Annotated in this window: 27 protein-coding genes and 1 pseudogene; 20 read left to right on the top strand and 8 right to left on the bottom strand. The window is 68.9% G+C overall.

The window, feature by feature from the left end; translation table 11 throughout:
* The first annotated feature begins 1 nt into the window (after nucleotide 1).
* Nucleotides 2–892, top strand: coding sequence for a LysR family transcriptional regulator (locus H2Q94_RS12380; protein WP_243794784.1), 891 nt, complete (start codon nucleotides 2–4; stop codon nucleotides 890–892).
* Here the strand turns inward: H2Q94_RS12380 and H2Q94_RS12385 are convergent.
* Nucleotides 889–1,440 (bottom strand): PadR family transcriptional regulator, encoded by a 552-nt coding sequence (locus H2Q94_RS12385; RefSeq protein ID WP_243794786.1) that lies wholly within the window; start codon nucleotides 1,438–1,440, stop codon nucleotides 889–891. The two genes, H2Q94_RS12380 and H2Q94_RS12385, sit on opposite strands and share 4 nt — an antisense overlap.
* Before the next feature lie 106 nt (nucleotides 1,441–1,546).
* Between H2Q94_RS12385 and H2Q94_RS12390 the strand changes: the two genes are divergently transcribed.
* The 10 genes from H2Q94_RS12390 to H2Q94_RS12435 all read left to right on the top strand — a co-directional run bounded on the left by H2Q94_RS12390 (nucleotide 1,547) and on the right by H2Q94_RS12435 (nucleotide 14,153).
* Entirely contained in the window at nucleotides 1,547–3,115 is a 1,569-nt protein-coding gene (locus H2Q94_RS12390) for a class I adenylate-forming enzyme family protein (protein WP_243794788.1), read from the top strand.
* Nucleotides 3,116–3,123: 8 nt separating this feature from the next.
* Nucleotides 3,124–5,568, top strand: a complete 2,445-nt coding sequence (locus tag H2Q94_RS12395; protein ID WP_243794791.1) for a xanthine dehydrogenase family protein molybdopterin-binding subunit — start codon at nucleotides 3,124–3,126, stop codon at nucleotides 5,566–5,568.
* 4 nt (nucleotides 5,569–5,572) lie between these two features.
* On the top strand, nucleotides 5,573–6,352 hold the full coding sequence (locus H2Q94_RS12400) for an enoyl-CoA hydratase/isomerase family protein (RefSeq protein ID WP_243794793.1): 780 nt from the start codon (nucleotides 5,573–5,575) through the stop codon (nucleotides 6,350–6,352).
* Nucleotides 6,353–6,360: 8 nt separating this feature from the next.
* A complete protein-coding gene (locus tag H2Q94_RS12405) occupies nucleotides 6,361–7,248 on the top strand; it encodes an FAD binding domain-containing protein (RefSeq protein WP_243794795.1) in 888 nt (295 codons plus the stop codon).
* Entirely contained in the window at nucleotides 7,245–8,471 is a 1,227-nt protein-coding gene (locus H2Q94_RS12410; protein WP_243794798.1) for a xanthine dehydrogenase family Fe-S subunit, read from the top strand. The genes H2Q94_RS12405 and H2Q94_RS12410 overlap by 4 nt, the downstream gene beginning before the upstream one ends.
* Nucleotides 8,468–9,853 carry an aldehyde dehydrogenase family protein gene (locus tag H2Q94_RS12415; protein WP_243794801.1) on the top strand — a complete coding sequence of 462 codons (1,386 nt, stop codon included), beginning with the start codon at nucleotides 8,468–8,470 and terminating at the stop codon, nucleotides 9,851–9,853. The genes H2Q94_RS12410 and H2Q94_RS12415 overlap by 4 nt, the downstream gene beginning before the upstream one ends.
* A 127-nt stretch (nucleotides 9,854–9,980) precedes the next feature.
* The gene (locus H2Q94_RS12420; protein ID WP_243794803.1) at nucleotides 9,981–11,243 is read left to right on the top strand and encodes a sodium:solute symporter family protein; all 1,263 of its coding nucleotides are present in this window, start codon (nucleotides 9,981–9,983) and stop codon (nucleotides 11,241–11,243) included.
* On the top strand, nucleotides 11,200–11,364 hold the full coding sequence (locus tag H2Q94_RS12425) for a hypothetical protein (protein WP_243794804.1): 165 nt from the start codon (nucleotides 11,200–11,202) through the stop codon (nucleotides 11,362–11,364). The genes H2Q94_RS12420 and H2Q94_RS12425 overlap by 44 nt, the downstream gene beginning before the upstream one ends.
* The gene (locus tag H2Q94_RS12430) at nucleotides 11,361–12,746 is read left to right on the top strand and encodes a UbiD family decarboxylase (RefSeq protein WP_243794805.1); all 1,386 of its coding nucleotides are present in this window, start codon (nucleotides 11,361–11,363) and stop codon (nucleotides 12,744–12,746) included. The genes H2Q94_RS12425 and H2Q94_RS12430 overlap by 4 nt, the downstream gene beginning before the upstream one ends.
* Before the next feature lie 66 nt (nucleotides 12,747–12,812).
* Nucleotides 12,813–14,153, top strand: coding sequence for an MFS transporter (locus H2Q94_RS12435; RefSeq protein WP_243794806.1), 1,341 nt, complete (start codon nucleotides 12,813–12,815; stop codon nucleotides 14,151–14,153).
* 338 nt (nucleotides 14,154–14,491) lie between these two features.
* On the opposite strand, the gene H2Q94_RS12440 is transcribed toward H2Q94_RS12435, so the two are convergent.
* The 4 genes from H2Q94_RS12440 to H2Q94_RS12455 form a co-directional block, all read right to left on the bottom strand.
* Nucleotides 14,492–14,875 (bottom strand): hypothetical protein, encoded by a 384-nt coding sequence (locus H2Q94_RS12440; protein ID WP_243794807.1) that lies wholly within the window; start codon nucleotides 14,873–14,875, stop codon nucleotides 14,492–14,494.
* An 11-nt stretch (nucleotides 14,876–14,886) separates the two neighbouring features.
* The gene (locus H2Q94_RS12445) at nucleotides 14,887–15,405 is read right to left on the bottom strand and encodes a hypothetical protein (RefSeq protein ID WP_243794809.1); all 519 of its coding nucleotides are present in this window, start codon (nucleotides 15,403–15,405) and stop codon (nucleotides 14,887–14,889) included.
* A 78-nt stretch (nucleotides 15,406–15,483) separates the two neighbouring features.
* A complete protein-coding gene (locus tag H2Q94_RS12450; protein ID WP_243794810.1) occupies nucleotides 15,484–15,636 on the bottom strand; it encodes a hypothetical protein in 153 nt (50 codons plus the stop codon).
* A gap of 74 nt (nucleotides 15,637–15,710) precedes the next feature.
* Complete coding sequence (locus tag H2Q94_RS12455) at nucleotides 15,711–15,983, bottom strand: antibiotic biosynthesis monooxygenase (RefSeq protein ID WP_243794811.1); 273 nt, start codon at nucleotides 15,981–15,983, stop codon at nucleotides 15,711–15,713.
* Here H2Q94_RS12455 and H2Q94_RS12460 point away from each other — a divergent pair.
* Nucleotides 15,966–16,085 (top strand): annotated as a pseudogene (locus H2Q94_RS12460) (IS5/IS1182 family transposase); the annotation flags it as partial. The gene H2Q94_RS12455 and the pseudogene H2Q94_RS12460 overlap by 18 nt on opposite strands.
* A 144-nt stretch (nucleotides 16,086–16,229) precedes the next feature.
* On the opposite strand, the gene H2Q94_RS12465 reads toward H2Q94_RS12460, so the two are convergent.
* The gene (locus tag H2Q94_RS12465) at nucleotides 16,230–16,379 is read right to left on the bottom strand and encodes a hypothetical protein (RefSeq protein ID WP_243794812.1); all 150 of its coding nucleotides are present in this window, start codon (nucleotides 16,377–16,379) and stop codon (nucleotides 16,230–16,232) included.
* 323 nt (nucleotides 16,380–16,702) lie between these two features.
* Between H2Q94_RS12465 and H2Q94_RS12470 the strand changes: the two genes are divergently transcribed.
* Complete coding sequence (locus tag H2Q94_RS12470; RefSeq protein WP_243794814.1) at nucleotides 16,703–17,332, top strand: DUF305 domain-containing protein; 630 nt, start codon at nucleotides 16,703–16,705, stop codon at nucleotides 17,330–17,332.
* Nucleotides 17,333–17,675: 343 nt separating this feature from the next.
* Here the strand turns inward: H2Q94_RS12470 and H2Q94_RS12475 are convergent, their stop codons facing one another.
* Complete coding sequence (locus H2Q94_RS12475; protein ID WP_243794815.1) at nucleotides 17,676–20,009, bottom strand: heavy metal translocating P-type ATPase; 2,334 nt, start codon at nucleotides 20,007–20,009, stop codon at nucleotides 17,676–17,678.
* 178 nt (nucleotides 20,010–20,187) lie between these two features.
* Entirely contained in the window at nucleotides 20,188–20,340 is a 153-nt protein-coding gene (locus H2Q94_RS12480; protein WP_397545457.1) for a hypothetical protein, read from the bottom strand.
* A 386-nt stretch (nucleotides 20,341–20,726) separates the two neighbouring features.
* On the opposite strand from H2Q94_RS12480, the gene H2Q94_RS12485 reads away from it, so the two are divergent.
* Genes H2Q94_RS12485 through H2Q94_RS12510 form a run of 7 tightly spaced genes read left to right on the top strand, consistent with a single transcriptional unit; the run spans nucleotide 20,727 to nucleotide 25,939 of the window.
* A complete protein-coding gene (locus tag H2Q94_RS12485) occupies nucleotides 20,727–21,077 on the top strand; it encodes an NADH-quinone oxidoreductase subunit A (RefSeq protein WP_243795675.1) in 351 nt (116 codons plus the stop codon).
* Nucleotides 21,068–22,267, top strand: coding sequence for a hypothetical protein (locus tag H2Q94_RS12490; RefSeq protein ID WP_243794816.1), 1,200 nt, complete (start codon nucleotides 21,068–21,070; stop codon nucleotides 22,265–22,267). The genes H2Q94_RS12485 and H2Q94_RS12490 overlap by 10 nt, the downstream gene beginning before the upstream one ends.
* On the top strand, nucleotides 22,260–23,189 hold the full coding sequence (locus H2Q94_RS12495) for a complex I subunit 1 family protein (protein WP_243794817.1): 930 nt from the start codon (nucleotides 22,260–22,262) through the stop codon (nucleotides 23,187–23,189). The genes H2Q94_RS12490 and H2Q94_RS12495 overlap by 8 nt, the downstream gene beginning before the upstream one ends.
* Before the next feature lie 10 nt (nucleotides 23,190–23,199).
* Entirely contained in the window at nucleotides 23,200–23,598 is a 399-nt protein-coding gene (locus H2Q94_RS12500) for an NADH dehydrogenase subunit 6 (RefSeq protein WP_309501151.1), read from the top strand.
* Nucleotides 23,598–23,762, top strand: a complete 165-nt coding sequence (locus H2Q94_RS30645) for a hypothetical protein (protein ID WP_309501152.1) — start codon at nucleotides 23,598–23,600, stop codon at nucleotides 23,760–23,762. The genes H2Q94_RS12500 and H2Q94_RS30645 overlap by 1 nt, the downstream gene beginning before the upstream one ends.
* Nucleotides 23,759–24,064 carry an NADH-quinone oxidoreductase subunit NuoK gene (nuoK, locus tag H2Q94_RS12505; protein WP_243794818.1) on the top strand — a complete coding sequence of 102 codons (306 nt, stop codon included), beginning with the start codon at nucleotides 23,759–23,761 and terminating at the stop codon, nucleotides 24,062–24,064. The genes H2Q94_RS30645 and nuoK overlap by 4 nt, the downstream gene beginning before the upstream one ends.
* A 3-nt stretch (nucleotides 24,065–24,067) precedes the next feature.
* Complete coding sequence (locus tag H2Q94_RS12510) at nucleotides 24,068–25,939, top strand: NADH-quinone oxidoreductase subunit 5 family protein (RefSeq protein WP_243794819.1); 1,872 nt, start codon at nucleotides 24,068–24,070, stop codon at nucleotides 25,937–25,939.
* The last annotated feature ends 3 nt before the right edge of the window (nucleotides 25,940–25,942 follow it).

Genomic DNA, 25,942 nt, shown 5'->3' on the forward strand with positions numbered 1-25,942 from the left:
CATGGAGCTCCACCAACTGCGCTACGTGCTCGCGGTCGCGCGCGCCGGGAGCTTCAGCCGAGCGGCCGAGGACCTCTTCCTGGCTCAGCCGTCGTTGTCGGTGCAGATCCGCAAGCTCGAGAAGGAGCTCGGCGTCGCCCTCTTCGACCGGCTGGGCCGCAGGGTGGTGCTCACCGCGGCAGGGGAGGAGTTCGTCGCCCACGTCCAGCAGGCGTTGGCGCACCTCGACCGGGCGCGGGCGGGCGCCGCCGCAGTGCGCAGCCTGCAAGGCGGTCGGGTGTCGATCGGTGTGTTGCCCAGCGTCGGCGCCGGATTGTTGCCCGGGGTGCTCGCGGATTTCCGCCGCGAGTACCCGGATGTCGAGATCAGGCTCACCGAGCACAACGTCTCCGCCGAGTTCGAGCGGATGGTGGAGGACGGGCGATTGGACCTCGCGGTGATCAGGGCCCCTTGGGCGCGACCCGGACTCGCGGGCCGGTCGATCGTGCGCGAACCGATCGTCGCTCTGCTCCCGCCGGACCATCCGCTGGCCGATCGGAGCGATATAGCGCTGGTCGAGTTGAAGTCCGAGAAGTTCGTTGCCATGCAACGGGACTACGGACTGCGGGAGCTGCTGGAGCTGGTCTGCAACCGGGCTGGTTTCGAGCCGACGGTGACGGTGGAGACCACTCAGCTGTCGGTGCTGCAGGGCATGGTGTCCAGCGGTCTGGGTGTTTCGTTGCTGCCGGAACTCGCCGGCGCCGGCTATCCCGTCACGATTCCGATCGACGACGAGGGCGCGGCCCGGGAACTGGGCATCGTTCACCGCGCCAGGACCCCGCTGTCACCGCCTGCCGCTCTGTTCCTGGAGCTGCTCGCGGGCGCCGCCGCCGATCGGCCCGCTCGCGGCTAAGCCTCGAACTCGCCTCGCTCGGCGCGTTCTGCGAGCGAGGTCCAGAACCGCAGGGCCGCGTGTTCCATCTCCAGGCCGAGGCCGAGCGTGACCATGCGTCGTGAAATGGCTGATTCGTGGCCGAAGCGCTCCTGCATCTGCTCGTACTCGGCGATGCGGTCCTGGTGCTGCTTGATCTGGTCCTGTGCGAGCCGCTTGATGTCGTCGGGGTCGGCGAGCTCGTTGAAGAAGAGCTTGATCTCGGCGATGTCGCGCAGCTCGTAGTGCTGGTCGGTGGGCTCGGCCAGCCATGAGCGGAGAGCGGCGAGGCCGGCGTCGGTGATCGTGTAGGTGCGGCGGCGACGGCCGTCGTCCTCCTCCTCGACTTCGAGCAGTCCCAGCTGTTCGAGCCGCTTCGGCTCGGAGTAGAGCTGGGCGTGCGGGAAGTGCCAGAAGTAGCCCACCGAGTGGCCGATGGCCCGTTTGAGGTCGTACGAGGTCGAAGACCCGCGCATGGCGATCATCCCCAGCACGACGTACGAGGTCGTGGAAAGCCGAACCGTTGACACGCTCCAAACCCTACCGTACGTTTCCGATCGTCTGTTTCAGACGATGTGAAACGGATGATCCGCTTCTGACTTGTGTCGCACCGCTGACGCTGCGAGAGGACTGGGAATGGATCTCGGGACAGTGCTGAGCTGGACCGCCGAGCGGTACCCCGCCAGACGTGCGGTTGGCGGCGAGCTCGCGATGACCTACGCGGAATGGGACGCCCACACCAACCGGCTGGCGCGGGCCTTGGCCGAGCTCGGTGTCGGGCACGGCGACAGGGTCGTGTTCCTGCTCGCCGGTGGCGAATCGATGGCCTCGCTGCACCTGGCCGCCCAGAAGCTCGGAGCGGTCTCGGTTCCGCTGTCGTTCCGGTTCGGTGTTGACGAGCTCGCCTACTGCTTGTCCGATGCGGCACCGACGTTGCTGGTCACCGATCAGTCCACGGTCGAGACGGCGAGCGCGGCACTGCAACACACCGAGCCCGTGCCGCACGCGCACGTCGGTGAAGGCGCTCCGGCGGGTGTCACAGCGCTGCTGGAACTCGCCGCCGATCAGACCGGGAGCGCGATCGACGTGCAGGTCAGCGATTCCGACACGAGCGTCATGCTCTACACCTCCGGCACCACCGGGAAGCCGAAGGGCGTTCCGCGCACGCACCGCGCGGAGTTCCACGCCGCCGTCGCGCACCTGCACCAGAGCCGGTCGGCCGCCTTCGAGACGACCCTCGGCGTGATGCCCATGTTCCACACGATGGGCCTGCGCACCCTGCTGGCCAGCGTGGTCAGCGCCGGGACCTGGGTCCCGCAGGTCCGGTTCGACGCCGAGGAATCGTTGGAGCTGATCACCCAGGAGCGCGTCTCCGCGCTGTACCTGGTGCCCACGATCTACTGGAGCCTGCTGGGCACGGGACGGCTGGGGGAGACCGGTGTCCGCAAGCTCGCCTACGCGGGAGCCGCGATGACCCCCGCGCTGGCCGAGGCGCTCGTCGACGCGCTCGAACCCGAGGTGTTCGTCAACCACTTCGGAAGCACCGAGATCTACACCTTCACCATCGGGCCGGACGTCGCGGCCAAACCGGGTTGCGCCGGACGCCCCGGCGTTTTCACGCGGGTTCGCCTGGTCGACCCGCACCCGCAGGCCACACCGGATGCGCTGGTCGGTGCCGGAGAGCAGGGGCAGATCGCGATCTCGATGGAGTCGCCGGAAGCGTTCGCCGGGTACTGGAACAGGCCGGATGCCGATGCGAAGTCCATCCGTGACGGCTGGTACTTCCCGGGCGATCTCGCCGTCGCGGACCAGGACGGCGACCTGTGGGTGTCCGGACGCGTCGACGACATGATCAATTCGGGTGGCGAGAACATCTACCCCGACGAGATCGAGGACGCGCTGATCCGCTGCCCGGAGGTCGCCGACGTCGTGGTCGTCGGGATGCCGGACGACCGCTGGGGACAGGCCGTCACCGCCTTCTTCGTGCCCGCAGCGGGGCGCACCCCGGAGGACGCCGCCGCCGCGCTGAGCGCGTACATCCGTTTCGGCTCCGGGCTGCCGCCGCTCAAGCGGCCCAAGAAGGTGGTCGCGGTCGCCGAGGTCCCCAAGTCGGCGGTGGGCAAGATCCTGCGCCGCGAACTCGCCGGTGGGCGGTTCAACCCGCTGGCGGAGCTGTCCGCCGCTTCGATCGGATCGCGAAAGTGAGCACGTCGATGACGCCTGCACGCACCACGGCACGCATCGAGGACCCGGCCCTGCTGACCGGCCGCGGCCGGTTCCTCGACGACCTCGATCCGCTGCCCGGCACGTTGACCGCGGCGATCGTGCGCAGCCCGCACCCGCACGCCCGCATCCGCGGCGTCGACCTCACCCGAGCTCGCGCGCACCCCGGGGTGGCGGCGGTGATCGGACCCGACGAGGTCCTGGAAGCCCTGAACCCGTTCCCGCTGTCGCTGAAGACGCCCATGCCGTACTACCCGACGGCGACCGATCGGGCGCGCTTCGTCGGCGAACCCGTGGCGGTCGTGGTCGCCGCCGACCGCTACGCCGCCGAGGATGCAGCCGAGCTGGTCGCCGTGGACTACGAGCCGCTGCCGCCGGTCGTGGACGTCGACGTCGCGCTGCGCCCCGAGGCGCCGCGACTGCACGACGCGGCCGACAGCAACGTCGCCACCGACCGCACGTTCCACTTCGGACCCGTGGACGAGCTCTTCGCCGCAGCCGATCACGTCGTCAGCGGCGATTACCGGTTCCCGCGCTACTCGTCGACACCGATGGAGTGCTACTCGGTGATCGCCGAGTGGCAGGACGAAGTGGACGGTCCGGCGATCGCGGCCTGGGCGAACTTCCACGGTCCGTTCTCCATGGTCCCGGTGATCGCGGGTTCGCTGGGCGTCCCGACCTCGCGCGTGCGGCTGATGATCCCGGCCGACAACGGCGGCAGCTTCGGCATCAAGGCCGGGATCTACCCGTACGTGGTGCTCATGGCGCTGGCCAGCAAGCACGCCGGACGTCCGGTGCGCTGGACGGAGGACCGCAGCGAACACCTGCTGGCCAGCTCAGCGGGTTCGGACCGGTCGATGCGCTTCGAAGCGGCGGTCAGCGCCGAGGGGAAGGTCCAGGCGTTGCGGGCGGATCTCGTCGACAACGTCGGCGCCTACCTGCGCCCGCCGGAACCGAGCACGCTCTACCGCTGCTTCGGCAACCTCACCGGCGCCTACGACGTCGAAGCCGTGCAGATCCGCTCGCGCGCGGTGGTGACCAACAAGACGCCGACCGGGCTCAACCGCGGTTTCGGCGGCCAGCAGCTGTACTTCGGGCTGGAGCGGCTGATGGACAAAATCGCCGCGACGTGCGGGGTCGACGCCGCCGAGATCCGCCAGCGCAACCTGGTGCGGGCCGACGCGTTCCCGTACCGGACGGCGACCGGCGGCATCTACGACTCGGGTGACTACCCGCGGGCCTTGGACATGGCGCTGAAGAACGCCGACTACCCGGCGCTGCTGCAGCGCCAGCGGGAGGCGCGGGAGCGCGGCGAGCACTTCGGCATCGGGCTGGCCACCATCGTCGACCCGTCGGCGACCAACATCGGGTACGTGGGACTGGCCACGCCGGCCGACGAACGCCCGCCGGGGCGCGGCAAGTCGGGTTCCACCGAGCACGTGCGGGTCAGCGTCGACGTCAACGGGGTCGTCTCGGTCCTGCTGGGCACCGTCCCGCAAGGCCAGGGCCACGCCACCGTCGCGCAGCAGGTCGTGGCCGACAGGCTCGGACTGCCGCTGGAGAAGGTCCGGCCGGTGGTGGAGATGGACACGGCCACGACTCCGTGGACCATCAGCTCCGGCAGCTACTCGTCGCGGTTCGCCCCGCTGCTGACCAGCGCGCTGGTCGAGGCGTGCGACCGGCTCGCCCGCACGATGCGGACGGCGGCCGGCTCCATGCTGGGACTGGACCCCGACGAGCTCGAATTCGCCGAAGGCCGGATCCGGCACCGCGAAGACCACGCGCAGTCGGTGGATTTCCGCCACGCCGCCGGAGTGGTGCACTGGGACCCCGGCTCGTTGCCGGACGGGACCTCGGCCCGGCTGTACGAGGAAGCCGCCTTCACACCACCGCAGGCCAAAGCGGCCAGCCGGGACGACCAGATCAACTCCAGCCTGTGCTACGGCTTCGTCGCCGAGCTCGTGGTCTGCCGCATCGACCCGCAGACCTACGAGCTCACCCTGGAGCTGGTGTCCACAGTGCACGACGCGGGCACGATCCTGAACCCGGTGCTGCTGGAAGGGCAGGTCCACGGTGCGCTGGCGCACGCCATCGGCGGCGCGATGTACGAGGAGATGCGCTACTCCGACAACGGCCAGCCCACCTCCGCGACGTTCATGGACTACTTGTGCCCGACCACCGCGGAGGTCGGCTACGAGCTGCGCAGCGACCACCTGGAAACGCCCTCGCCGCTGACCCGCCTCGGCGCCAAGGGCTGCGGCGAAGGCAGCTGCATGAGCCTTCCGGTGGCCATCGCCAACGCCGTGGCCGACGCGCTCGCGCCGTCCGGCGCCGACATCACCACGCTGCCGATCCACGGCGACGTGATCCACCGCCTGCTCACCGCGGCGACAACGGACACCGCGGTGCTTGAAGGAACAGAAGGGGAGAACTGACGACATGGCCCTCACCGGAGGCGAGATCAAGCTGACCCGCGGCCACGACGGCCGGGTCGCGTACCTGACGCTGGACCACGGCAAGTACAACATCATCACCTGGGAGACCCGGCAGGTCATGGCCGACCGGTTCGCCGAGATCGACGACGACGACGCCATCCAGGTCGTGGTCATCCGGGGCGAAGGCGAGCACTTCTCCTCGGGCGGCGACATCGCGGGCTTCATGGAGGTCGACCCGGTCGACTTCACCGACCTCGGCCACAACGTGACCGCGCCCTCCCGCAGCTCCAAGGTCGTCATCACCGCCGTCGACGGCTACTGCTTCGGCGTCGGGTTCGAACTCGCGCTGTCCTCGGACATCCGCGTGGCGACCGAGCGCAGCCAGTTCGCGCTGCCGGAGATGAACCTCGGCATGATCCCGGGCTCGGGCGGAACGCAGCGCCTCGCCCGGCTGATCGGGCTCTCCCGCGCCAAGTACCACGTGCTGACGGCGTCGCGGATCAACGCCGACGACGCCAAGGACTGGGGACTTCTCGCCGACCTGGCGGCCGACCGAGCGGAGCTCGACGAGAAGGTCGAGCAGCTGGTGACCAAGATGATCGGGTTCTCCCCGCTGGCGGCGCGCACCGCCAAGGAGGTTCTCGACCGCGGCGTCGACGCCCCGCTGTACAGCGGGATCGAGCTGGAGCGCAAGGCCTACGCGATGCTGCGCTCCAGCAAGGACTTCGCCGAAGGCGTGGCCGCGTTCAACGAGAAGCGCGCACCGAAGTTCCAGGGGCGGTGAGGATCTAGATGAAGGCCGCACCTTTCGCGTACGCGCGCCCCGCGGCGTTGTCCGACGCCGTTGCCGAACTCGTCGACGCCGACGGAGGCGGCAAGGTCATCGCCGGCGGGCAATCCCTGGTGCCGGTGCTGGCCATGCGGCTGGCGCGGCCGACCACCCTGGTGGACATCAACGCGGTCACCGGGCTCGACGCGCTGCGGACGGTCGGCGACCGGCTGGAGGTCGGCGCCACCGTCCGGCAGCGTCGGGTCGAGCACGCGCCCGAGTCCGCTCAGGTGCCGTTGCTGCGGCTCGCGCTGCCCTGGGTCGGGCACCGCGAACTGCGCAGCCGCGGCACGGTGTGCGGGAGCCTGGCGCACGCCGATCCGGCTGCCGAGCTCCCGGCGGTCGCCTGCTGCCTGGACGCGGAGCTGACGCTGACGGGTCCTGAAGGCGAACGCCCCGTTCGAGCCCGTGAGTTCTTCGACGGGGCGATGACGACCGCGCTGCGACCGGAGGACGTCCTGTCGGCGATCTCCTTCCCCGTGGCCGGGGCGCGCGAGGGCTTCGGATTCGCGGAGATCGCGCGCAGGCACGGCGACTTCGCGCTGGCCGGAGCGGCGGCGCACGTCCGCGTCGATGACGACGGCGGCGTGTCCGCCGCGACGATGACGGCCTTCGGCGTCTCCGACCGGCCCGTCACCCGCGACCTGACCAGCCTGGTCCGCACGACCGGTGGAGACCAAGCCGAACTGGCCGGTGCGCTCGACGAGGTGGTGCGCGAGGTCGTCGACACCGACGGCGACGCGCACGCGTCGAACGGCTACCGGCGGCGCCTCCTGCGCGCGCTCGCAGCTCGGGAATTGGCCAAGGCGCACCGCCGCGCGGTGCGCGGCACAGCGGAGGTGGAATCATGACGAGCACAGAAGAGCCCGTGCAGGAGGGGCTTCGACCGGTCCGCGCCGAAGCCGGCGAGACCGTCGAGGTGCGGTTCACGGTCAACGGCACACCCGCCGTGCTGAACCTCCCCGCCCGCGTCACGCTGGCGGACGCGCTGCGCGACCACCTGGGGCTGACCGGGACCCACGTCGGCTGCGAGCACGGGGTCTGCGGGATGTGCACCGTGCTGGTCGACGGCGAAGCCGCCCGCGCCTGCCTGCTGTTCGCCTGCCAGCTCGACGGCGCCGAGGTCGTCACCGTCGAGGGGCTCGGGCGCCCGGACGACCTGCACCCGCTGCAGGAGTCCTTCGGCCGGAACCACGCCCTGCAATGCGGTTTCTGCACCCCGGGCTTCCTGCTCAGCTCCTACGACCTGCTCAGCACCAAGCCCGAGGTCACCGACGAGGAGCTCCCCGCGGAACTCTCCGGCGTGATCTGCCGCTGCACCGGGTACCGGAACATCATGACCGCCGTCTCCGAAACCCGCGCCGCGCACCCGGAGGGGATCCCCGAGCCGGGCAACTGCGCTCGGCGGGCGCTGGTCGGCCGCTCCGGCGGCCAGTCCGCGACGGTCGTCGAGGAGCCCGCGGAACCTTCGGGCGAAACTTCCAGGAACGTGGAGATCGTGCTCCCCGAGGGAGACCCGACGATCGCGGTGCAGGTGGACACCGCCTTGGACGTGCCGTTCGATCAGGTGTGGCGGGTGCTCGACGACGTGCACGTGCTGGCGCGATGCCTCCCCGGCGCGGAACTCACCGAAGAACTCGGCGAACAGCTCTACGCCGGACGCGCGCGGGTCGCGGTCGGACCCATCAAGCTCTCGTTCCACGGGATCGCCCGGGTGCTCGAACAGGACCGGGACACCGGCACGATCCGCGTGCTGGCGCAGGGCCAGGACACCGGCGGGGCGCAAACCCAGGCCGACATCACGCTGCGGGCGCACGCCACCGCAGCGGGGACGGAGCTGCGCGCCGACGCGGCGGTGTACCTGACCGGCCGCATCGCCCAGTTCGGCCGAGCGCTGGCCGGTGACATCAGCCGGCGCATGTTCGAGCAGTTCGCCGACTCGGTCCGCCAGGCCGCCACCACCGGAGAAGCACCGCAGCAGTCCCACGCCGCGCCGAGCGCGTTCCGCATGATGTTCGGCACCTTGCTGGACCGGATCAAGCGAATCGGCCGTCCCCGAGGTGGGAAGTCATGAAAACGCCCCTCCAGCCGGTCAACCCGGCGACGCTCGAACCACTGGACATCGCGGAACGAGCCACGGACGCCGAGATCGGCGAAGCGGTATCGGAGGCGACCCGCGCCATGCGCACCGGGTGGCCGCGAGATCATCGGCTCCGGGCGCAGTCCCTGAACGCCTGGGCCGACCTGCTCAGCGACCACAGCTCGGAACTCGCCGACGACCTGGTGCGGGAAACCGGGAAACCCATCGGTGAGGCACGCAAGGAGGTCGCGGGCGCGATCGACTCCCTGCGGTTCAACGCCGGTCTCGCCAGGCTTCCGCTGGGCCGTGCCGCCGGCCTGCCCGACGGGAGCGAAGCGCACCTGGTGCGCGAACCGGTCGGCCCGACCGTGTTCATCACCCCGTGGAACTGGCCCGTGCTGCTGTTGCTGCGCGATCTGGCTCCGGCGTTCGCCGCCGGGGTGACGGCGCTCGTCAAGCCCGCCCCGCAGACCACGCACATCACCCGGCGCGTGATCGCGCTCGGCCACCGGGCCGGAGTACCACCGGAGGTGCTCCACGTGTTCCCCGGTGACGCCGAGGTGGGCGCTGCACTCGTAGCCCACCCCGACACCAGAGCCGTCGCGATCACCGGCTCGACCGAGGCCGGGCAAGCGGTGATGCGCGCCGCAGCGGACACCATGACCAGGCCGCTGCTGGAGCTGGGCGGCAAGGCCTCGATGCTCGTGATGGCCGACGCCGACCTGGAAGCCGCGGTGGAGGTGGCCGCCCGCGCGGCCGTGATCACCAGCGGTCAGATGTGCATGGCGTGCACCAGAATTCTCGTGCACGCAAACCACGCGAAGGATGCCGAGGAGCTCCTGCGCGAGCGACTGGCCGCCTTGACACCGGGTGATCCGAGGGGCGAGAGCACCGATCTCGGTCCGCTGATATCCGAAGCCGCGGTGACCAAGGTCCTGAGCGCTGTGGACCGCGCGCGCGAGGATGGTCGCGTCCTCGTCGGCGGACAGCAGGTGCACCCCGACGGCCTGCGGGGTCACTTCCTCACGCCAGCGCTCGTGTCCGAACTGGACCCGCGATCACCCGTGGTCCAGGAGGACATCTTCGGCCCGCTGCTGTCGTTGGAGGTCTTCGACTCCGACGAGGACGCGATCGAGCTGGCCAACGCCACGCCCTTCGGGCTCGCCGCAGCGGTGTGGACGCGTGATCTCACGCGCGGCTTCGCCGTGGCGCGCGAGTTGCAGTCGGGCACCGTGTGGCTCAACGGGTACAACCACTCCTACGCCGAGATGCCCTCCGGCGGCGTGCGGATGTCCGGGATGGGCCGCACCCGCGGGGTCGAGGGCGTCGAGCAGTTCACCGAGCTCAAGCACGTGCACTTCCCGGTCGGGCTATAACCCGAGCCAATAGGAGCTATGCGCAACAGGTTCAGGCTGGTCCTCTCGCACCGGTCTAACTTCGCTCGTAGTTTCTCTGGCCGCAACGGAGCGGCGTTGGAGGGTTCCCTTGCAATCAGGTTGGTTAGTGGTTCTCATCGTCGCGGGCTACATCGCGTTGCTCGCCCTGATCAGCTTCCTGGCCGGGCGGTCGACGCGGACCGCGTCAGGATTCACCGGCGGAGGCAAGAGCTTTCCCGCCGTCCTCATCGGATTCCTGCTCGCGTCCGAGTTCATCGGCACGAGCGCGAGCATCGGGACCGCGCAGGAGGCCTACCGATCCGGTCTCTCGGCCGCGTGGAACATCGTCTCGCTGGGAATCGGGTTCGTGCTCTTCGCCTTCCTGCTGGCGCGCAAGTTCAGCGAGCTGGGGGAGAACACGATCTCCGGTGCCCTCGACCGCTACTACGGGAGGAGGGTGCGCACCGCGACGTCGATGATCATGGTCTGCTCCTTGCTGATCGTCGCCGTCTCGGTCTACGCCAGCGGTGGTGCGATCCTGAGCGGGCTCCTCGCCGTCGACCACGATCTGGCCGTCGTCCTGGTCGGTGTGCTCGCCACGTTCTACGTGGTGGTGGGCGGCATGCGATCGGTCGTCTACACCAACGTCGTGCACGCGATCGTGAAGATGGCGGGGGTGGTCATCCTCGCGATCATCGGCGCCCAGCGCGCAGGCGGCGTGGACGGGCTGCGAGCAGCGCTGCCGCCGACGATGTTCTCCTGGCACGGCGTGGGTTTCGGGCAGATCTTCGCCTGGCTGATCGCCGGTGTCGGTGCCATCTTCGCGACCCAGTACGTCGTGCAGGCCATCACCACCGCCGGCAGCGCTCACCGCGCGCAGCGAGCCGGGTTCTACTCGGCGCTGATCCTGGTTCCCTACGGTCTGCTCGCCGCGTTCATCGGCATGTGCAGCGCGGTGGTCTACCCGCACATCAAGAGCATCCAGGCCATGCCCGCGTTCGCCATGGACATCGACCCGGTCTTGGCCGGGATCGTCGTCGCCGGGCTCGCCGGTGCGATGTTCGGGACCATCGCGGCACTGGTCATCGGCGCTTCCACGCTGCTGCTCAAGGACTTCTACCAACCGCACTTCAACGCCGCCGGGGACGACCGCCGCGACGTGCTGTTCCCTCCGGGCGGCGACAGTGGTGACCGGCCTGGTGCCGATCGCCCTGGCCCTGTTCGCCACCGACGTGCTCACCGTGACCTTCCTGGCCAAATCGCTGCGCGCGGCACTGGCAGTGCTGGTGCTGCTGATGTTCTACGCGCCTCGGTACGGCACGAAGGCCGGTGCGTTCTGGGCCATCGTGCTCGCGCTGCCGACCACCATCGGCTGGTTCCTGCTCGGTGACCCCTTCGGCATCGACAACGCCTACATCGCGGTCGCCACGCCCTTGCTGGTGATGACCTGCACCCACCTCACATCGGGCCGGTCGAAGGCCGTCCCGGCGGTCACCGGGGAGAAGAGATGACGAACAACGCCCTGCCCGTCGGCGCTGATCTGCGCGGCTGGCTGGACCACCTGCAGGCGACCGGACGGCTGTCCGCGGCCAGGCCGGGAGTGGACCTCCGGTTCGAGCTGGCCGGCATCGCCAACCGGCTCGACGGCGATCGCGCGGTGGTCTTCGGCGGGCCCGGCGGGAAGGACATCGCCGTCGTTTCCGGGCTGCTGTCGCGCCGCGAGTGGATGGCGGAAGCGCTCGGGGTCGCCGAGACCGAACTCATCGACCGCTTCCAGCAAGCGTGCAAGGCCCCCGTTCCGTGGACCGAGGTCGAGGACGCCCCGTGCCAGGACGAGGTGATCCGCGAGGTCGACCTCGGCTCGTTGCCGGTTCCCACGCACAACGAGCACGACCACGGCCCGTACATCACCGCGGGCCTGCTCATCGCGCGCGACCCGACGACCGGGTCGCAGAACGTGTCCATCCACCGCCTGCAGGTCAGCGGGCCGGACCGGCTCGGGGCACTGCTGCTGCCCCGGCACACGGCCGCCTTCTTCAACCAGGCCGAAGCGTCGGGAACGGACCTGGAGGTGGCGATCGTCATCGGCGCCGACCCGCTCACCTTGATGTCCTCGCAGGCGGCGGTGCCGATCGGCCACGACGAGCTGGAGATCGCCGGGGCGCTGCGCGGCAGCCCGCTGCCGGTGACCAAGGCGGTCACCAACGAGGTCCGGGTTCCCTCCGACGCGGAGATCGTGCTGGAAGGCAGGCTTCTCGCCGATGTCCGCGAGCCGGAGGGGCCCTTCGGCGAATTCCCCCAGTACTACGGGCCTCGCGCCGACCGCCACGTGGTGCGCGTCGACGCCATGACGCATCGCCGGAACCCGATCTACCACACCATCGTCGGCGGCGGACTGGAACACCTGCTGCTGGGGTGCATTCCGCGCGAAGGCTCCTTCCTGGCGCACCTGAGGCAGAACTTCCCGTGCGTGCGGGCCGTGCACCTGCCGCGCGGCGGCGTGTGCCGCTACCACCTCCACGTGCAGGTCCGCGATCCCCAGCCCGGCGAGGTGAAGAACCTGATCTTCGCGGCGCTGGGCGCGCACTACGACATCAAGCACGTGACGGTCGTCGACTCCGATGTGGACGTCTTCGACCCCCACGAGGTCGAGTGGGCCGTCGCCACTCGCTTCCAGGCCGACCGCGATCTGGTGCTCGTCGGTGGTGCGCAGGGGTCACGGCTCGATCCGTCCACAGCGGACGGTATGGGATCGAAGATGGGTCTCGACGCGACGATTCCGCCCGGCGGCGACGCAGGACGGTTCACCAGGATCCGCGTTCCGGGGGAGGAGGAGATCGACTTGGAAGGCGCCGTGGCCCCCGCGCCGGCGAACTGGCGCTCGGCACCCTGACCCGACCGAAGCCGCGGAACCTCGTTCCGCAACACCACACCAACAGACCTCGATGAGGAGGTGGGCATGTCCACTGCGAACACCGGACTGTCCAGAAGAGCCACGCTGTACGCGAGTTTCGCCTCGGTGGCGGGGTGGGCGTTCGACCTGTTCGACCTGTTCATCCTGCTCTACGTCGCCAGCACGATCGGCGACCTGATCTTCCCGGTGGCCAGCCCCACCCTGAGCCTCGCCGCCGTCTACGCCTCGTTCGCGGTGAGCGTGCTGCTCCGCCCGGCCGGAGCGGCGATCTTCGGAGCGGTGGCCGATCGCAACGGGCGCAAGCAGACGATGGTCATCGTGCTGGCCGGCGTGGGGTTGTCCACCGCGGCGATGGGTGCCGTGCCGACCTACGCCGCCGCCGGTATCGCCGCACCGCTGCTGTTCCTGGCGCTGCGCCTGGTGCAGGGCGTGTTCGTCGGCGGTGTCGTCGCGGCGACGCACACCCTGGGCACCGAGAGCGTCGGGCAGCGCTGGCGAGGCCTGATGTCCGGGCTGATCGGTGGCGGCGGCGCGGGCATCGGTGCGGCCCTGGCCAGCGGCGTGTTCATCCTGGTCAGCGCGATCTTCCCGGGCGAGCAGTTCAACGTCTGGGGGTGGCGCGTCATGTTCTTCTCCGGGCTCATGGCGGCGCTGATCAGCTTCCTCGTGCTCCGCGGGGTCGAGGAGTCGCCGCTGTGGAAGGCGCAGCAGCAGGCCCCCGGCCCGAAGACGCGCTTCACCGACCTGGCCCGCGGCGGCAGGGGAGGGTTGCTCGTGCTCAACCTGGTGCTGGTCTCCGGCGCGGGTTCGCAGTACTACCTCACCTCCGGATTCCTCCCGACGCTGCTGGGCAAGGTCAGCGGTGTCGCCCAGAGCGCGCAGGGCACGATCCTGCTCGTTTCGAGTCTGGGAGTGATCGTCGCCGCGGTGGCCGCGGGAGAGCTCAGCGAGCACTTCGGACGCCGACGCACGATGCTGGTGATCGGCTCGTTCAACCTCATCGCTCTGCCCTTGCTCGTGTGGCTGATCACGAGCACCGATCCGGCGAGCACCGGCCTGATCATGTTCTACGCATCAGCCCTGGCCTTCTTCGCCAACGCCGCCTACGCCCCGGTCCTGGTGTTCCTCAACGAACGCTATCCGACGGCGCTGCGAGGGCGGGGCACCGCGATCTGCTGGAACCTCGGCTTCATGATCGGTGGTTTGATGCCGAGCTTCGTCAACCTCGCCAGTCCGGAGCTGGCCGACGTGCCCGGTCGGCTCATGGTGTTCCTGTTCGTGATGGTCCTGGTCTTCGTCGTCGCGGGAGTGCTGAGCCCGGAGACCCGCGGCGCTATGAACGCTGAGGAGACCGAGCGACGACCGGTGCAGCCCGCAGTTGAATGAGAGTTCCCTGGTCGTCGCACGCAAGACGGGCGGTCCCAGCGATGCTGGGGCTGCCCGTGCTTCCTCGGGCGCCGCGAGCTCGCGCGCGGTTTTCCGTGCGCGAGCTCAAGCGGTGGTACCGGCCAGCGCCGGGCGGCCGTGGGGTGTGGTGGCGTCGAGTCATTGGACCAGGACGTCGATGCAAAGGGACAGCAGGGCGCGAGCCGTGTTAGGGATCTCGGACTGATCGAACACACCGGTGTCGCGGGCCCCGTCCAATCGCAGCTGGAGCTACGCAGGTCTGGTCATGTGCCTTGCTGCGTGCTCGTCTCGGGCGGATCCCAGGGGTCCGTCGAAGGTCAGGATGAGTGCTGGTCCTGGGTTCGCAGGCTTTGGCGGCGTTCCTGCTCGCGTTTGCTGTAGGCGGCCTGGCGGACCGCGTCCTCGCTGGCGAGCCCGGAGCCCAGTGCTCCGGCGATGGTGCCCATCGAGGCGGACAGCCAGGCCACGATCGCGAACTCGGTGAAGCCGCTGGGGTGGTTGAGGGTGGTGGTGAGGTAGTCGGGTGGGATCACGACCAGCGCCGAGATCAGGGTGACCACGAACAGCAGCGCGTACATGCACAGCACGCCGATCGAGATCGTCAGAGTGGTGACCGCATTGTAGAGCGCGGCCTCTTCACGCAGTTGCCGGTCCGAGGGTCGCTCCCAGAGGCTGTTGTCGATGATCAGCCATGCGATCATCGCGAGGACCGCTAGGACGTTGACCAGTGTGAGGCGCCATCCGCTGAACGCGTCGGCGAGCTGCCAGATGTTGGAGTAGAATACACCGAACGCCGCCCCGCCGCGGCACCAGCGATGGCCGGGGACAGGCTCGGCACTAGCCGCCACGGCCGGTTCGCCCGCACCATCCCGGCCAACAGCCGCAACCGTCCCCGGGCTCCGGTCAGGGCCAGGTGGGCGTCGATGCCCTCGTCGGTGGAGTCGATGTGCTGCACAGGGGCGCCCGGGCCCCACGCCCGGTGGTCGCGCAACCCGCCCAGGCCTTGCCTGTCGGCGCCACCGTCACTGAGCGGTTTCTCGACCAGGTGCTCGGCGACCAGGTGCACAATCAGCTCGCGGGCCTGGCGACGCAGCCCCATCCCGCCCAACCCGGGCAGCGAGACCAGGCCGAAGCCGGTGGCGAGCCCGTAGTCGGAGATGATCGGCTGGGTGCCGGCCCGGCGGGGGAGCTCGGTCACCAGGATCACCAGGTCCCACCTGTGCTCGGCCATGGCGTGTTAGCCGATCTCGACCGAGGGCAGTGTGCCGTGCTCGTCGAGGTTCAACTGCTGGGACGCGGTCTCTACTCGTCATCGGGCACGACCGTCGGTCTCGTGTTCAAGCAGGTCGGGCAGCTGTGCAGCAAGGCCGTCCGACAAATCGGCGGGCAGTCCGGGGTCGCTGAGCAGGCCCAGCATCACCGTGGGCGCATCGACCGCGGCACCGCCCTGGCTTGTTGCCACGACGTCACCTCCTTCGCGCGGGTCGAGCGCTGTGGGCTGTCGCCGGCATCCGCGCAGCGGCTGCTCGGGGCATCTCAGGTCGGGGGTTTCTCGGCGATCACATCCACTGGTTCGATGGTGGGCTGGGCGAACAGGGTGCCGGTGTTGTCGGCGAGGGCTTCGGCGACCTGGCCCGAGAGGTGGGCCTGGCGACCGGAGTCGTCGGGAAAAGCGTCGTAGATGCCGAACGACGAGGGCACGAAACGGATGGCGAACCACGGCGCCGTGTTGGGTTCCTGCTCCACGATCCCGAGCCCTTGCTGCAGGAAGGTTTCGATGTCGCTTTCTATAACGCCCAGCTCAAGCAATGGCGCATCCAGCGTAAGCTTCGCTGCAGCACCCGCCGCGCCGGCCGCCCGACTCGCCAAGCCATCCATGTCCTACAGACCTTGGAAGTCACCGCCGGATGAAAAGGGCTCAATGTCCAAAAGGGGACGTGTAGGTCCGTTTGCGTGCGTCGGCGCACGCGATCTTTTAATGCGCCGGTCCGTGTGTAGGTTTTGCTGGCACGGAGTGCCCACCGGGACTCCGGCAGGGTGGCAGCTAGGAGCTGTTTAGAAATTGATCTTGGTGAGGCTGCGTAGCCAGATGTCGATGGCAGCGATGTGCACGGTGGCTTCGTAGCGGAGGGCGAGTTTGTCGTAGCGGCAGGCCACGGCACGGTGGTGTTTGAGCTGCCCCAGTGCCGGTGGCGATACGGCCACACATGTCCCTGTCGTCTCCGCTGGCGACAAGCCGGGTATGGAACACGGCTTGCTGCACCTGTGCCTAGCTGTCCTGGCAGGGGCCGCCGCTGTCGCCATCGCGTCGCTGGCACTGCGGATCCTGCCCGCGACTGCTTCGCTTCGAGCGTCGATCCCGACGAGCATCGGACGCGCCCGACCTCCACCGCCGGTTCCTCGAAGACTTGCCGAGCTGTGCGTCCTTCGACTGTGAGCATTCGCCTCCCGCAACGATCACGGGGACTGTTGCGGACACGTGCTCAGGTTGAAATCGCATTGAATACGCATGACGAAGGAACCCCAGAATGAAGAATATTCGCGTAGCGGGCGTTTCGGTCACAGCGGCAGTCGCGGCTGTCCTGCTCGCCGGGTGTACCGGCTCCGATCAAGGCATGCCCGGCATGGATCACGGCACTTCGCCGAGTGCCTCGCAGCCGCCTGCCGAAGCCGGCCAGCACAACGATGCCGACGTGGCCTTCGCGCAGGGCATGATTCCGCACCACACTCAAGCGATCAAGATGTCGCAACTGGCACCGGAGCGGGCGCAGTCCGAGCAGGTGAAGAACCTCGCTCGTCAGATCGAAGCCGCCCAAGGCCCGGAGATCGACACGCTGAACGGGTGGCTACAACAGTGGGGTGCCCCGGCACCGCAGGGCGGCATGCCGGGCATGGACCACGGCTCCATGCCTGGCATGGACCACGGGGGCATGTCGGGCATGATGGCTCCGGAGGACATGCAGAAGCTCCAGCAGGCGAAGGGCGCTGAGTTTGACCGCATGTTCCTGACGATGATGATCAAGCACCATGAGGGTGCGGTGGGCATGGCCCAGACCGAGCTGGCTCAAGGTCAGTTCCCCGAAGCCAAGCAGATGGCTGAGCAGATCGTCAGCAGTCAGCAGGCCGAGATCAAGACAATGCAGGACTTGCTGAAGTAAGGCTGACACTGTCGACGGTGCCGCTCGCCTGCATCGGCGGGCGGCACCGTCACGCCGCGGTCCGGTAGGGAATAATGAAGAGAGAGTGCTTACCTATTGCCGCAGTGGCGAGGGTGGGCTGACCCGGAGGTTGGCGTTGAGCGTGCCGATCGCGTTGGTGCGTTTGGCCGTCGCGTGCGCGCTTGCCGGCAATGTTCGGCAGCATTGATCATCAATAACCAGCCGGGCATGCCCCGCTCCCCGAGGACATGGCAGCGGTGAACGGCTCATCGCGATCCTCGGTATCGATCGGCTGGGGCCGTGCTAATTCAGCACGGCCCCTACCGCCTCACGTTCGCGTCTGTCAGGAGCCTGTAGTGGTGACCAGCGGTGAAGGGGTGGCGCTGGTCCTGGTTTCTGCTGCTGCGGGGCCCGCGATGGTGCTGCGGAAGCGGCGCAGGCGCAGGCTGTTGGCGACGACGAAGACGCTGGAGAAGCCCATCGCCGCTCCGGCGATCATGGGGTTGAGCAGTCCGGCGGCGGCCAGTGGTAGGGCGGCGATGTTATAGGCGAAGGCCCAGAACAGGTTGCCCTTGATCGTGCTGAGGGTACGTCGTGCGAGCCGAATCGCATCGACAGCGGCTCGGAGGTCACCGCGGACCAGGGTGAGGTCGGAGGCTTCGATGGCGACGTCGGTTCCGGTGCCCATGGCGAGCCCCAGGTCGGCCTGGGCCAGGGCGGCGGCGTCGTTGATGCCGTCTCCGACCATCGCCACCACGCGACCTTCTCGCTGCAACCGGCTGATGACGTCCACTTTGTCCTGTGGGAGGACTTCGGCGATGACCTTATCGATGCCGACCTCGGTCGCCACGGTGCGGGCCACCCGCTCGTTGTCGCCTGTCAGCAGTACCGGTTCGAGGCCGAGCGCGCGCAGTTGCGCGATTGCCTCAGCAGAGGTCGGTTTCACCGTGTCGGCGACTTCGAGAACTGCCCGGGCCGCACCATCCCAGGCCACCGCGACCGCGGTGCGTCCCTGATTCTCGGCTGCGGTCCGCGCGGATGCGAGGTCGTCCGGCAGCGGCTGGCTCCAGTGCTCCAGCAACGCGGGCCGCCCGACCAGGACGGCGTGCCCGTCGACTACCGCTTGGACCCCGAGGCCTTCGATGTTGGTGAAATTCTCCACTGATGGGAGCTCACCGAGCCGGTCGGCTGCGCTGCGCGCGATCGCTTGCGCGAGCGGGTGTTCGGAAGCGTGCTCGGCGGCTCCGGCCAGGCGCAGCGCCACGTCTTCGTCCTCGCCGGTTGCCGTGTGCACCGCGATCAGGGACATCTGGCCGGTGGTGACGGTGCCGGTCTTGTCGAGCACGACGGTGTCGATGCGCCGGGTCGATTCCAGCACCTCGGGGCCCTTGATCAGGATGCCCATTTGGGCGCCACGGCCGGTGCCGACCAGCAGCGCGGTCGGGGTGGCTAGGCCGAGTGCACAGGGGCAGGCGATGATCAGTACCGCGACGGCGGCGGTGAACGCGGCCGTGGACCCGGCACCGGTGACGAGCCAGAAGACCAGAGTGGCCAGCGCCAGTACGATGACGATCGGGACGAAGACTGCGGAGATGCGGTCGGCCAGGCGCTGCACGGCGGCCTTGCCGGTCTGGGCGTCCTCGACGAGCTTGGCCATCTGCGCCAGCTGAGTGTCAGAACCGACCCGCACGGCGCGCACGACCAGGCGCCCGCCGGCGTTGACCGTCGCACCGGTCACGGAATCACCCGGCCGCACCTCGACCGGGATGGATTCGCCGGTGAGCATGCTCGCGTCGACCGCGGAGCTGCCGTCCTCGACCGTGCCGTCGGTGGCGATCTTCTCACCGGGGCGGACCACGAAGCGATCCCCGACAGCGAGCTGATCAGTGGGGATGCGCTGCTCCCGGCCGTCGCGCAGGACCGCGACGTCCTTGGCACCGAGTTCGAGCAGCGCGCGCAGCGCCGCGCCGGAGCGTCGTTTGGCCCTGGCCTCGAAGTACCGGCCGGCGAGGATGAACGTTGTCACCCCGGCGGCGACTTCGAGGTAGATGTTCCCGTCCCCGCTTCCCGGTTGGACGGTCAGCTCGAACGGGTGCGTCATGCCCGGCATGCCGGCGGTGCCGAACAGCAGGGCATACAGCGACCAGGCGAACGCGGCCAAGGTCCCCATCGAGATCAGGGTGTCCATCGTGGCCGCACCGTGACGCAAGTTCGTCCACGCGGCCCGGTGAAACGGCCACGCGCCCCACACCACCACGGGCGCGGCCAAGGTCAGCGAGATCCACTGCCAGTAGGTGAACTGGAACGCGGGAATCATCGCCAGGGCGATTACCGGCACGGACAGCACCGCGGAAATGATGAACCGTTCCCGTAGTGACCTGGTCGGGTCGTCGGCTTGGCCCTCATTCGTGGCGGCCGCGTCGTCGGCTGTGGTGTGGGGGAGTGTTGCGGTGTAGCCGGCGGCTTCGACCTGGTCGACGAGCTGTTGTGGGTCCGTGCCCTCCAGGTAGGTCACCTTGGCCTTCTCTGTGGCGTAGTTGACCGTGGCAGTGACCCCGTCGAGCTTGCTCAGCTTCTTCTCGACCCGGGCTGCGCACGATGCGCAGGTCATGCCGCCGATAGCCAGCTCGACCTCCTGGCTGGGCGAGCTGCTGGACCGATCAGTGGTGGTACTCATGGAGTCCTCCTGTCCATGTACGTGGTCGGCCGGTGTCGTGCTGGCGGGGCCAGCCCCGAAAGCCACCTCGGATACCCCCGGCCTGTATCGCTCGTCCAGCGGTCGGGTCCAGAGCCTCCGGCGCACGCGAGGTGTGCACGGAGGAGCGGAATCGGCAGATGGCGAGCAGCGACGCCCGCTACTGGGCTGCTAGCTGGTAACCGGCTTCTTCGATCGCAGTGCGCCCGTTCGTGTCGCTGGCCGGTTCAGCACTGGTCACGGTCACTGCCGCGGTGCCCAGGTCGAGCGCGACGTCGGAGACGCCGGCGATCTCGTTGAGTTCTTCGATCACCGACCGGGCGCCGTGTTCGCGGCGGACTAGCAGACGGTGCCTGTGCCGCGGGCACACCCGGCGCGCAGGCCGCAACGCCGGCCAAGCCCAGCGTGAGAACGGACGCGGCTGCGGTGCGGCGAAGGCTGATCATGGCGCCCTCTCATGTCCTAGAGTTGCTCGACCGGGACTGACATCTACGTTAACACCCATACCCCCTAGGGGTATTCCGGTTGGCGTTCTTGGTCTCTGCGGCGGGCGCCGTCAGCGAGCGCTCCGGCAGGAAGTCGGTCAGGCTACGGAGATCTGTGATCTCGCCTTCCGGAGGTAGCGATGGGGGACGCCTTGATGCCTGAGGGATGGCGCTCAATGCTCGTGATCTCGGGTCCGCTCCTGCTGCGTGGATCATGAGTGGGTTCGCGGCAGCGTTGCTGTTGCTGGTCGTCGCCGTAGTGGTGGTCGGCGGGGTGTACGGGGGCGCCTCGCTGGTGCAGGTGGCGCCGCGCGACGCTCCGGTGAGGCCGTTTCTGGGGGGTCATGAACCGTCTGAGCACGCGTTTTCACGTTTCCACGTGCGGTGGTATGCGCTGACGATGATCTACCTGGCGTTCGAGATGGAAATGCTGTTCATGTATCCGTGGGCGCTGGTCGTTTCCTCGGTGGGGGCGAGCGCGGTCATCGAGATGTTCGTGTTCTTGGGGATCTTGCTTGCCGGTGTGGCCTATGCGTGGCGGGAAGGGGCGCTGCGATGGGCGTGACCGCTGACTTGCGGCGCTTCGCCGCCGGGGCGCCCCATGTGCTGGTCGCTGAGGCCCCCGGGGGTACCGCTGCTCGATTGGCGGTTGAGCAGGTGCTGCGTCGACGGGGATGGGTGCAGGCATTTGGCCCGGCGGATGCTGATGTTCTGGCCGTCGTCGGGTCTGCTGGGCCTCAGTGGACGAACTTCGTCGATCAGCTGTGGGGTCAGGCCCCGTATCCCCGGGTTCGCGCGCACGTCGGCAACGCGGCCGAGGCCGACATGGCGCTGGAGCGTGCTGCGGGCCTGCTGGCCGACGGCGGGGCGCTCTCTCTCGACGGGGCGACGGATCACGCGGAGCACGGTCGCCCTGATGACCAGTCCCAGGGTCACGAGCATCTCGGTGGCGGTGGGATGGACATGCCGGGGGGTGTGCCGATGGCCGATCGTGGGCCGGATCGGGACGGGCTCATGCTCGATCAGCTCCATGTGCCGCTCGGCCCGGTGCTGCCGGGCTGGCCAGCCGGTCTCGTGCTGCACGCCACGCTGCAGGGCGACGTGATTCAGGAAGCTCGAGTCCAGGTGGTTCGTGAAAACGGCGACGTGGCGGATTTCTGGAACGAGCCATGGCGTCGCGCGGCGACAGGCGAGTCCGTCACATCGGGGGAGGCCGCTCGACACCGTGCGGCGGCGCACCTGGACAGCTTGGCGAGGCTGCTGGCGGTGGCGGGTTGGGCAGATGCTGCGCTGCGTGCGCGGCGATCCCGCGACGACGTGCTCGCGTGCTCGCCGATCGAGGTGACCGCTCGTCGGGTGTGTCGGCTGGCTCGGCGGCTTCGCCGGTCTCGGACACTGCGGTGGCTCACCGACGGGCTCGGCGTCCTCCCGGCAACGGTGGCCGAGGCCACCGGAGTGACCGGACCTGCGCTGACGGCCTCTCACACTGGGCGTGACGTGCGCGCGCGATGGCAGGCATGGCTGGACGAGGTCACGCGTTCGTTGCCCACTCTCGACGACACCGCGCCGTTGGCCGCCGTGGATTCGGGGCCACGAGGCCGGCTCGGCGCAGGCGGGGGTTCGGCAGCACTGCTGGAGGTGCTTCCCGAGCTGGTGGATGGCGTCGAGCTGGCCGGGGCCAGGCTGATCGTGGCCAGCTTGGACCCCGACATCGCCGGGCTCGACCACTCGGTTGAAGGGGCGGCCAATGGGTGAGGCTCCGATGTGGAGTGTGCTCGTGCTCCCTGCGCTGTTGGCGGTGGGTGCGTTCGCGGCGGTGGTCTTCGATACGGCGTTGGAGGCGCGTGCTGCGGGACGAGCGTTGTCGGTGTCGGCCGTGGTGATCGCTCCGCTGCGTGCGGTGGTGCGGCTGCTGATCACTCAACGGCGCACGACCACGGCAGCCGATGCCGTGCTGTGGCGCACCGGTGTCGTCCTCCTTCCGGTCATTGCGGTGCTGGCGGCGCTGGTGGTGCCGCTGGGCGGGGTGGCAGTGGCGGATCTCGGGGTGGGGGTCGTGTGGTTCAACGCGATGGAGATCCTGGCGTGGGCGGCGGTGTGGATGGCCGGGTGGGGCCCGAACGCGGCGTTGTCCCTGGTGGGTGGTTACCGGTTCGTGGCCCAGGGATTGGCCTACGAGTTGCCGCACATGTTCGCGCTGATCACAGCGGCCACCGGGGCGGGCACGTTGCGGATAGGTGGGATCGTCGAGGCCCAGTCCGGTTTGTGGTTCGTGGTGTGGATGCCGGTCGCCTTCGTCGTCTATCTGCTCAGCGCGATGGCGATGGCGTTCTGGGGCCCGTTCGACTCGCCGCTGGGGCGTGATCTCGCCGGAGGAGCAGCGGGGGAGTTGTCCGGAGTGGACCGGCTGGTGTTCCTCGGCGGACGGTGGTTGCTGCTGGTGGTCTCGGTGGCGATGGCGGTGCCGCTGTTCCTCGGGGGAGGCAGTGGCCCGTGGCTGCCGGGCTGGATGTGGACGGTGCTCAAGACGGCCGCGGTGCTGGGCGTGGTCGTGTGGGTCGGTCGCCGGTTTCCCACGGTGCGGATGGAGCGGTTCGCGGAGTTCGCCTGGGTGGTGCTGGTCCCGTTGACGATCCTGCAGGCGCTGGTCGTCGCGCTGGTCGTGCTGATCCGATGAGGTGGTGTGTGTGGTGACGGTCGGGTTGTTCTGGCTGTTCGCGGTCGGCGCGGTGGTGTCGGGGTTCTTGGTGTTCCGCTTGAACTCGATGGCGCGGGTGACGTTCGCGCTGCTGGCCTCGTTCGTGTTCGTTGCCGCGGAAGTGATCCTGCTGGGGTTGGCCTATCTCGGTGTGGTGATCGTGCTGATGATGGTCATGGAAATGGTGATCATGGCCGTATTCATGATCATGTACATGATGAATCCCGCCGGGTTGATGCCGATGGCGATGTATCACAACAAGACCGGTGCCATGGCGATCTCGGTGGGCACCTTCGTCGTGCTCGCGGCGGGCATTTTTCTCGTTGACTGGCCGCAGCGGGCAGGGACGCCGCCCCGGATCCGACGTTCGCGCTCGGGGAAGCGTTGATGGGCCCGCACATGCTGACCATGATGACCTTGGGCGTGGCGCTGTTCGCGACGATCGTGGCCACCGTCGTGCTCGCCACCCATCGGGGGCGGTACGACCGGCTGGGCGACGACCTGCACGCCGCGCGGGCCGACGATCCGGTGCGCGGTGGGATCGGTCGATGAGCCTGGAGCTGTTCTTGCTGCTCGGGGCGGGACTGTTCGCCATCGGTCTTTTCGGTGCGCTGTCGGAGCAGTCGATCGTGATGCTGATGATGGGCTTGGAGCTGATGCTCAATGGCGTCACCGTCACGGCGGCGGCCTTCTGGCACTACGTTGCTCCGTCCAATGCGGACGGCCAAGTGCTGATCATCGTGGTGATCACCGCGATGGCGGTGGAGATGGCGGTGGGCTTCGCAGTGGTGACCTCGATCTTCCGCGCCCGAGACGTGGACATGACCGACATGGCCGCGGATCTCAAGGAGTAGCCGATGGGCGCGCTCGGGTGGCTGCTGATCGCGGTACCGCTGGGGACCGGGGCGGTGCTGGCGTGCACCGGGAAGCGAGGCGATCGGATCGCGCCCGTAGTCGGAATCGCCTGCGCGGGGATCACGGTCGTGCTGGCCTTGTTGGCGTCGGTGGTGCGCCCGGTCGCGACCGCACGGTTCCTGCGAGGGATCGACGCGGGCGTGGCCGTCGACGGGCTTTCGGCGGTCCTGGTGGTCACGGTCTCCGTGGTCACCTTGGCAGTGCTGGTCTTCGCTGCTGGTGAGTTCGGTCCGGACGAGTCGCGGGCTCGGTTTACCGGGCTGATGCTGCTGTTCTCCGGAGCCATGCTCGTCACGGTCACCGCCACCGGACTCGCACTGCTGTTCATGGGCTGGGAGGTCATGGGCGCGACGAGCTGGGCGCTGATCGGGTTCTGGTGGCACGAACCGCGCCGGGTGCACGCCGCCAACGTCGCCTTCCTGACGACCCGGGCCGCCGATCTCGGCCTCTACCTCGCAACAGGGGCGGCGCTCGCCGGCGGCGTCGGCACGCTCGTCCTGCCGGAGCTGCCCGCGGCAACGTCACCATGGCTGACCGTGCTCACCGCGGGCATCGTGCTGGCTGCACTGGGCAAGTCGGCGCAGGTGCCGTTCCACTTCTGGCTCTCCCGCGCGATGGAGGGCCCGAGCCCGGTCTCGGCGCTGCTGCACTCGGCGACAATGGTCGCGGCCGGCGCGTATCTGCTGCTGCGGCTGCACTCGTTGCTGGCGGCCTCGGGCTGGGCCGGGCCGCTGGTGGCCTGGTTCGGTGCGGGTACCGCCCTGGTACTCGGACTGGTTGCGGTCGCGCAAAGCGACCTCAAGCAGCTGCTCGCGGCCTCGACCTGTGCGCAGATCGGGTTCATGGTGCTGGCCGCGGGTACCGGTGGAATCACCGCGGGAACGATGCAGCTGGTCGCGCACGCGGCGACGAAGTCCGCGCTGTTCCTGGCGGCCGGGGCGTGGTTGACCGCGCTCGGTACGAAGGCACTGCCCGCGCTGCGGGGCGCCGCGCGTCACTATCCGGTGGTGGGCGTGACGTTCACGGTCGCCGCCGCGACGCTGGCCGGGCTGCCCCCGCTGTCGCTGTGGGTCACCAAGGACGCAGTGCTTGCCGCGACGCTGGAACGTGCGCCCGAGCTGTACGTGTTCGGATTGGCCGCTGCGGTGGTCTCTGCCGTGTACAGCATCAAAGCGGTCTGGTTCGTCTGGCAGCCGGAACCTTCCGGTGCCGAAGCCGGTTGGGGCACCACGCAGCCCGGCTCCCACGAGGTATCCGCATTTGCCCGGCCGGTCCTGGCGATCTTGGCTGGAATGGCTGCGGTCTTGGGTGTGCTCGGCCTCCCGGCGGTAGCCGAGCGCATGCGGGGACTGCTCGGTGCGGGACCTGCCGCCACACCCACAGCGTGGGAACTTGCGCTGTCGGCGGCACTTACCATCGGCGCGTCGGCTCTCGCCTGGTGGTGGGGAGACCGACCGATGCCGGTCACCACCGCTCTACGGCGGTGGCTAGCAGCGTGGCTCGGGTTCGAGCGCGCCGCCACGGTGCTCGTCGTGCGGCCGACGATGGCGCTGGCACGCGCGCTGGCGGCCTTCGATGACCGGGTCCTCGACCGAGCGGTGATGGCTGGTCCCGCATTGGTGATGCGGCTGGCCAAGCTCGTTGATCGGCGCACTGAAATTCCCGTCGACGGTGTCGTGCATGGCGTGGCCCGCGGTGCCGGGTGGCTAGGAGCGCTCGCCCGCCGCCCGCAGACCGGGCAGCTGCACCAGTACTACGCCCAAGCCGTCGCGGTGCTGGCCGTGCTCGCCCTGCTGATCATCCTCGTGAGGTAGCCA

Origin of the sequence: Saccharopolyspora gloriosae, from assembly GCF_022828475.1 — a bacterium.
Classification (GTDB): domain Bacteria; phylum Actinomycetota; class Actinomycetes; order Mycobacteriales; family Pseudonocardiaceae; genus Saccharopolyspora_C; species Saccharopolyspora_C gloriosae_A.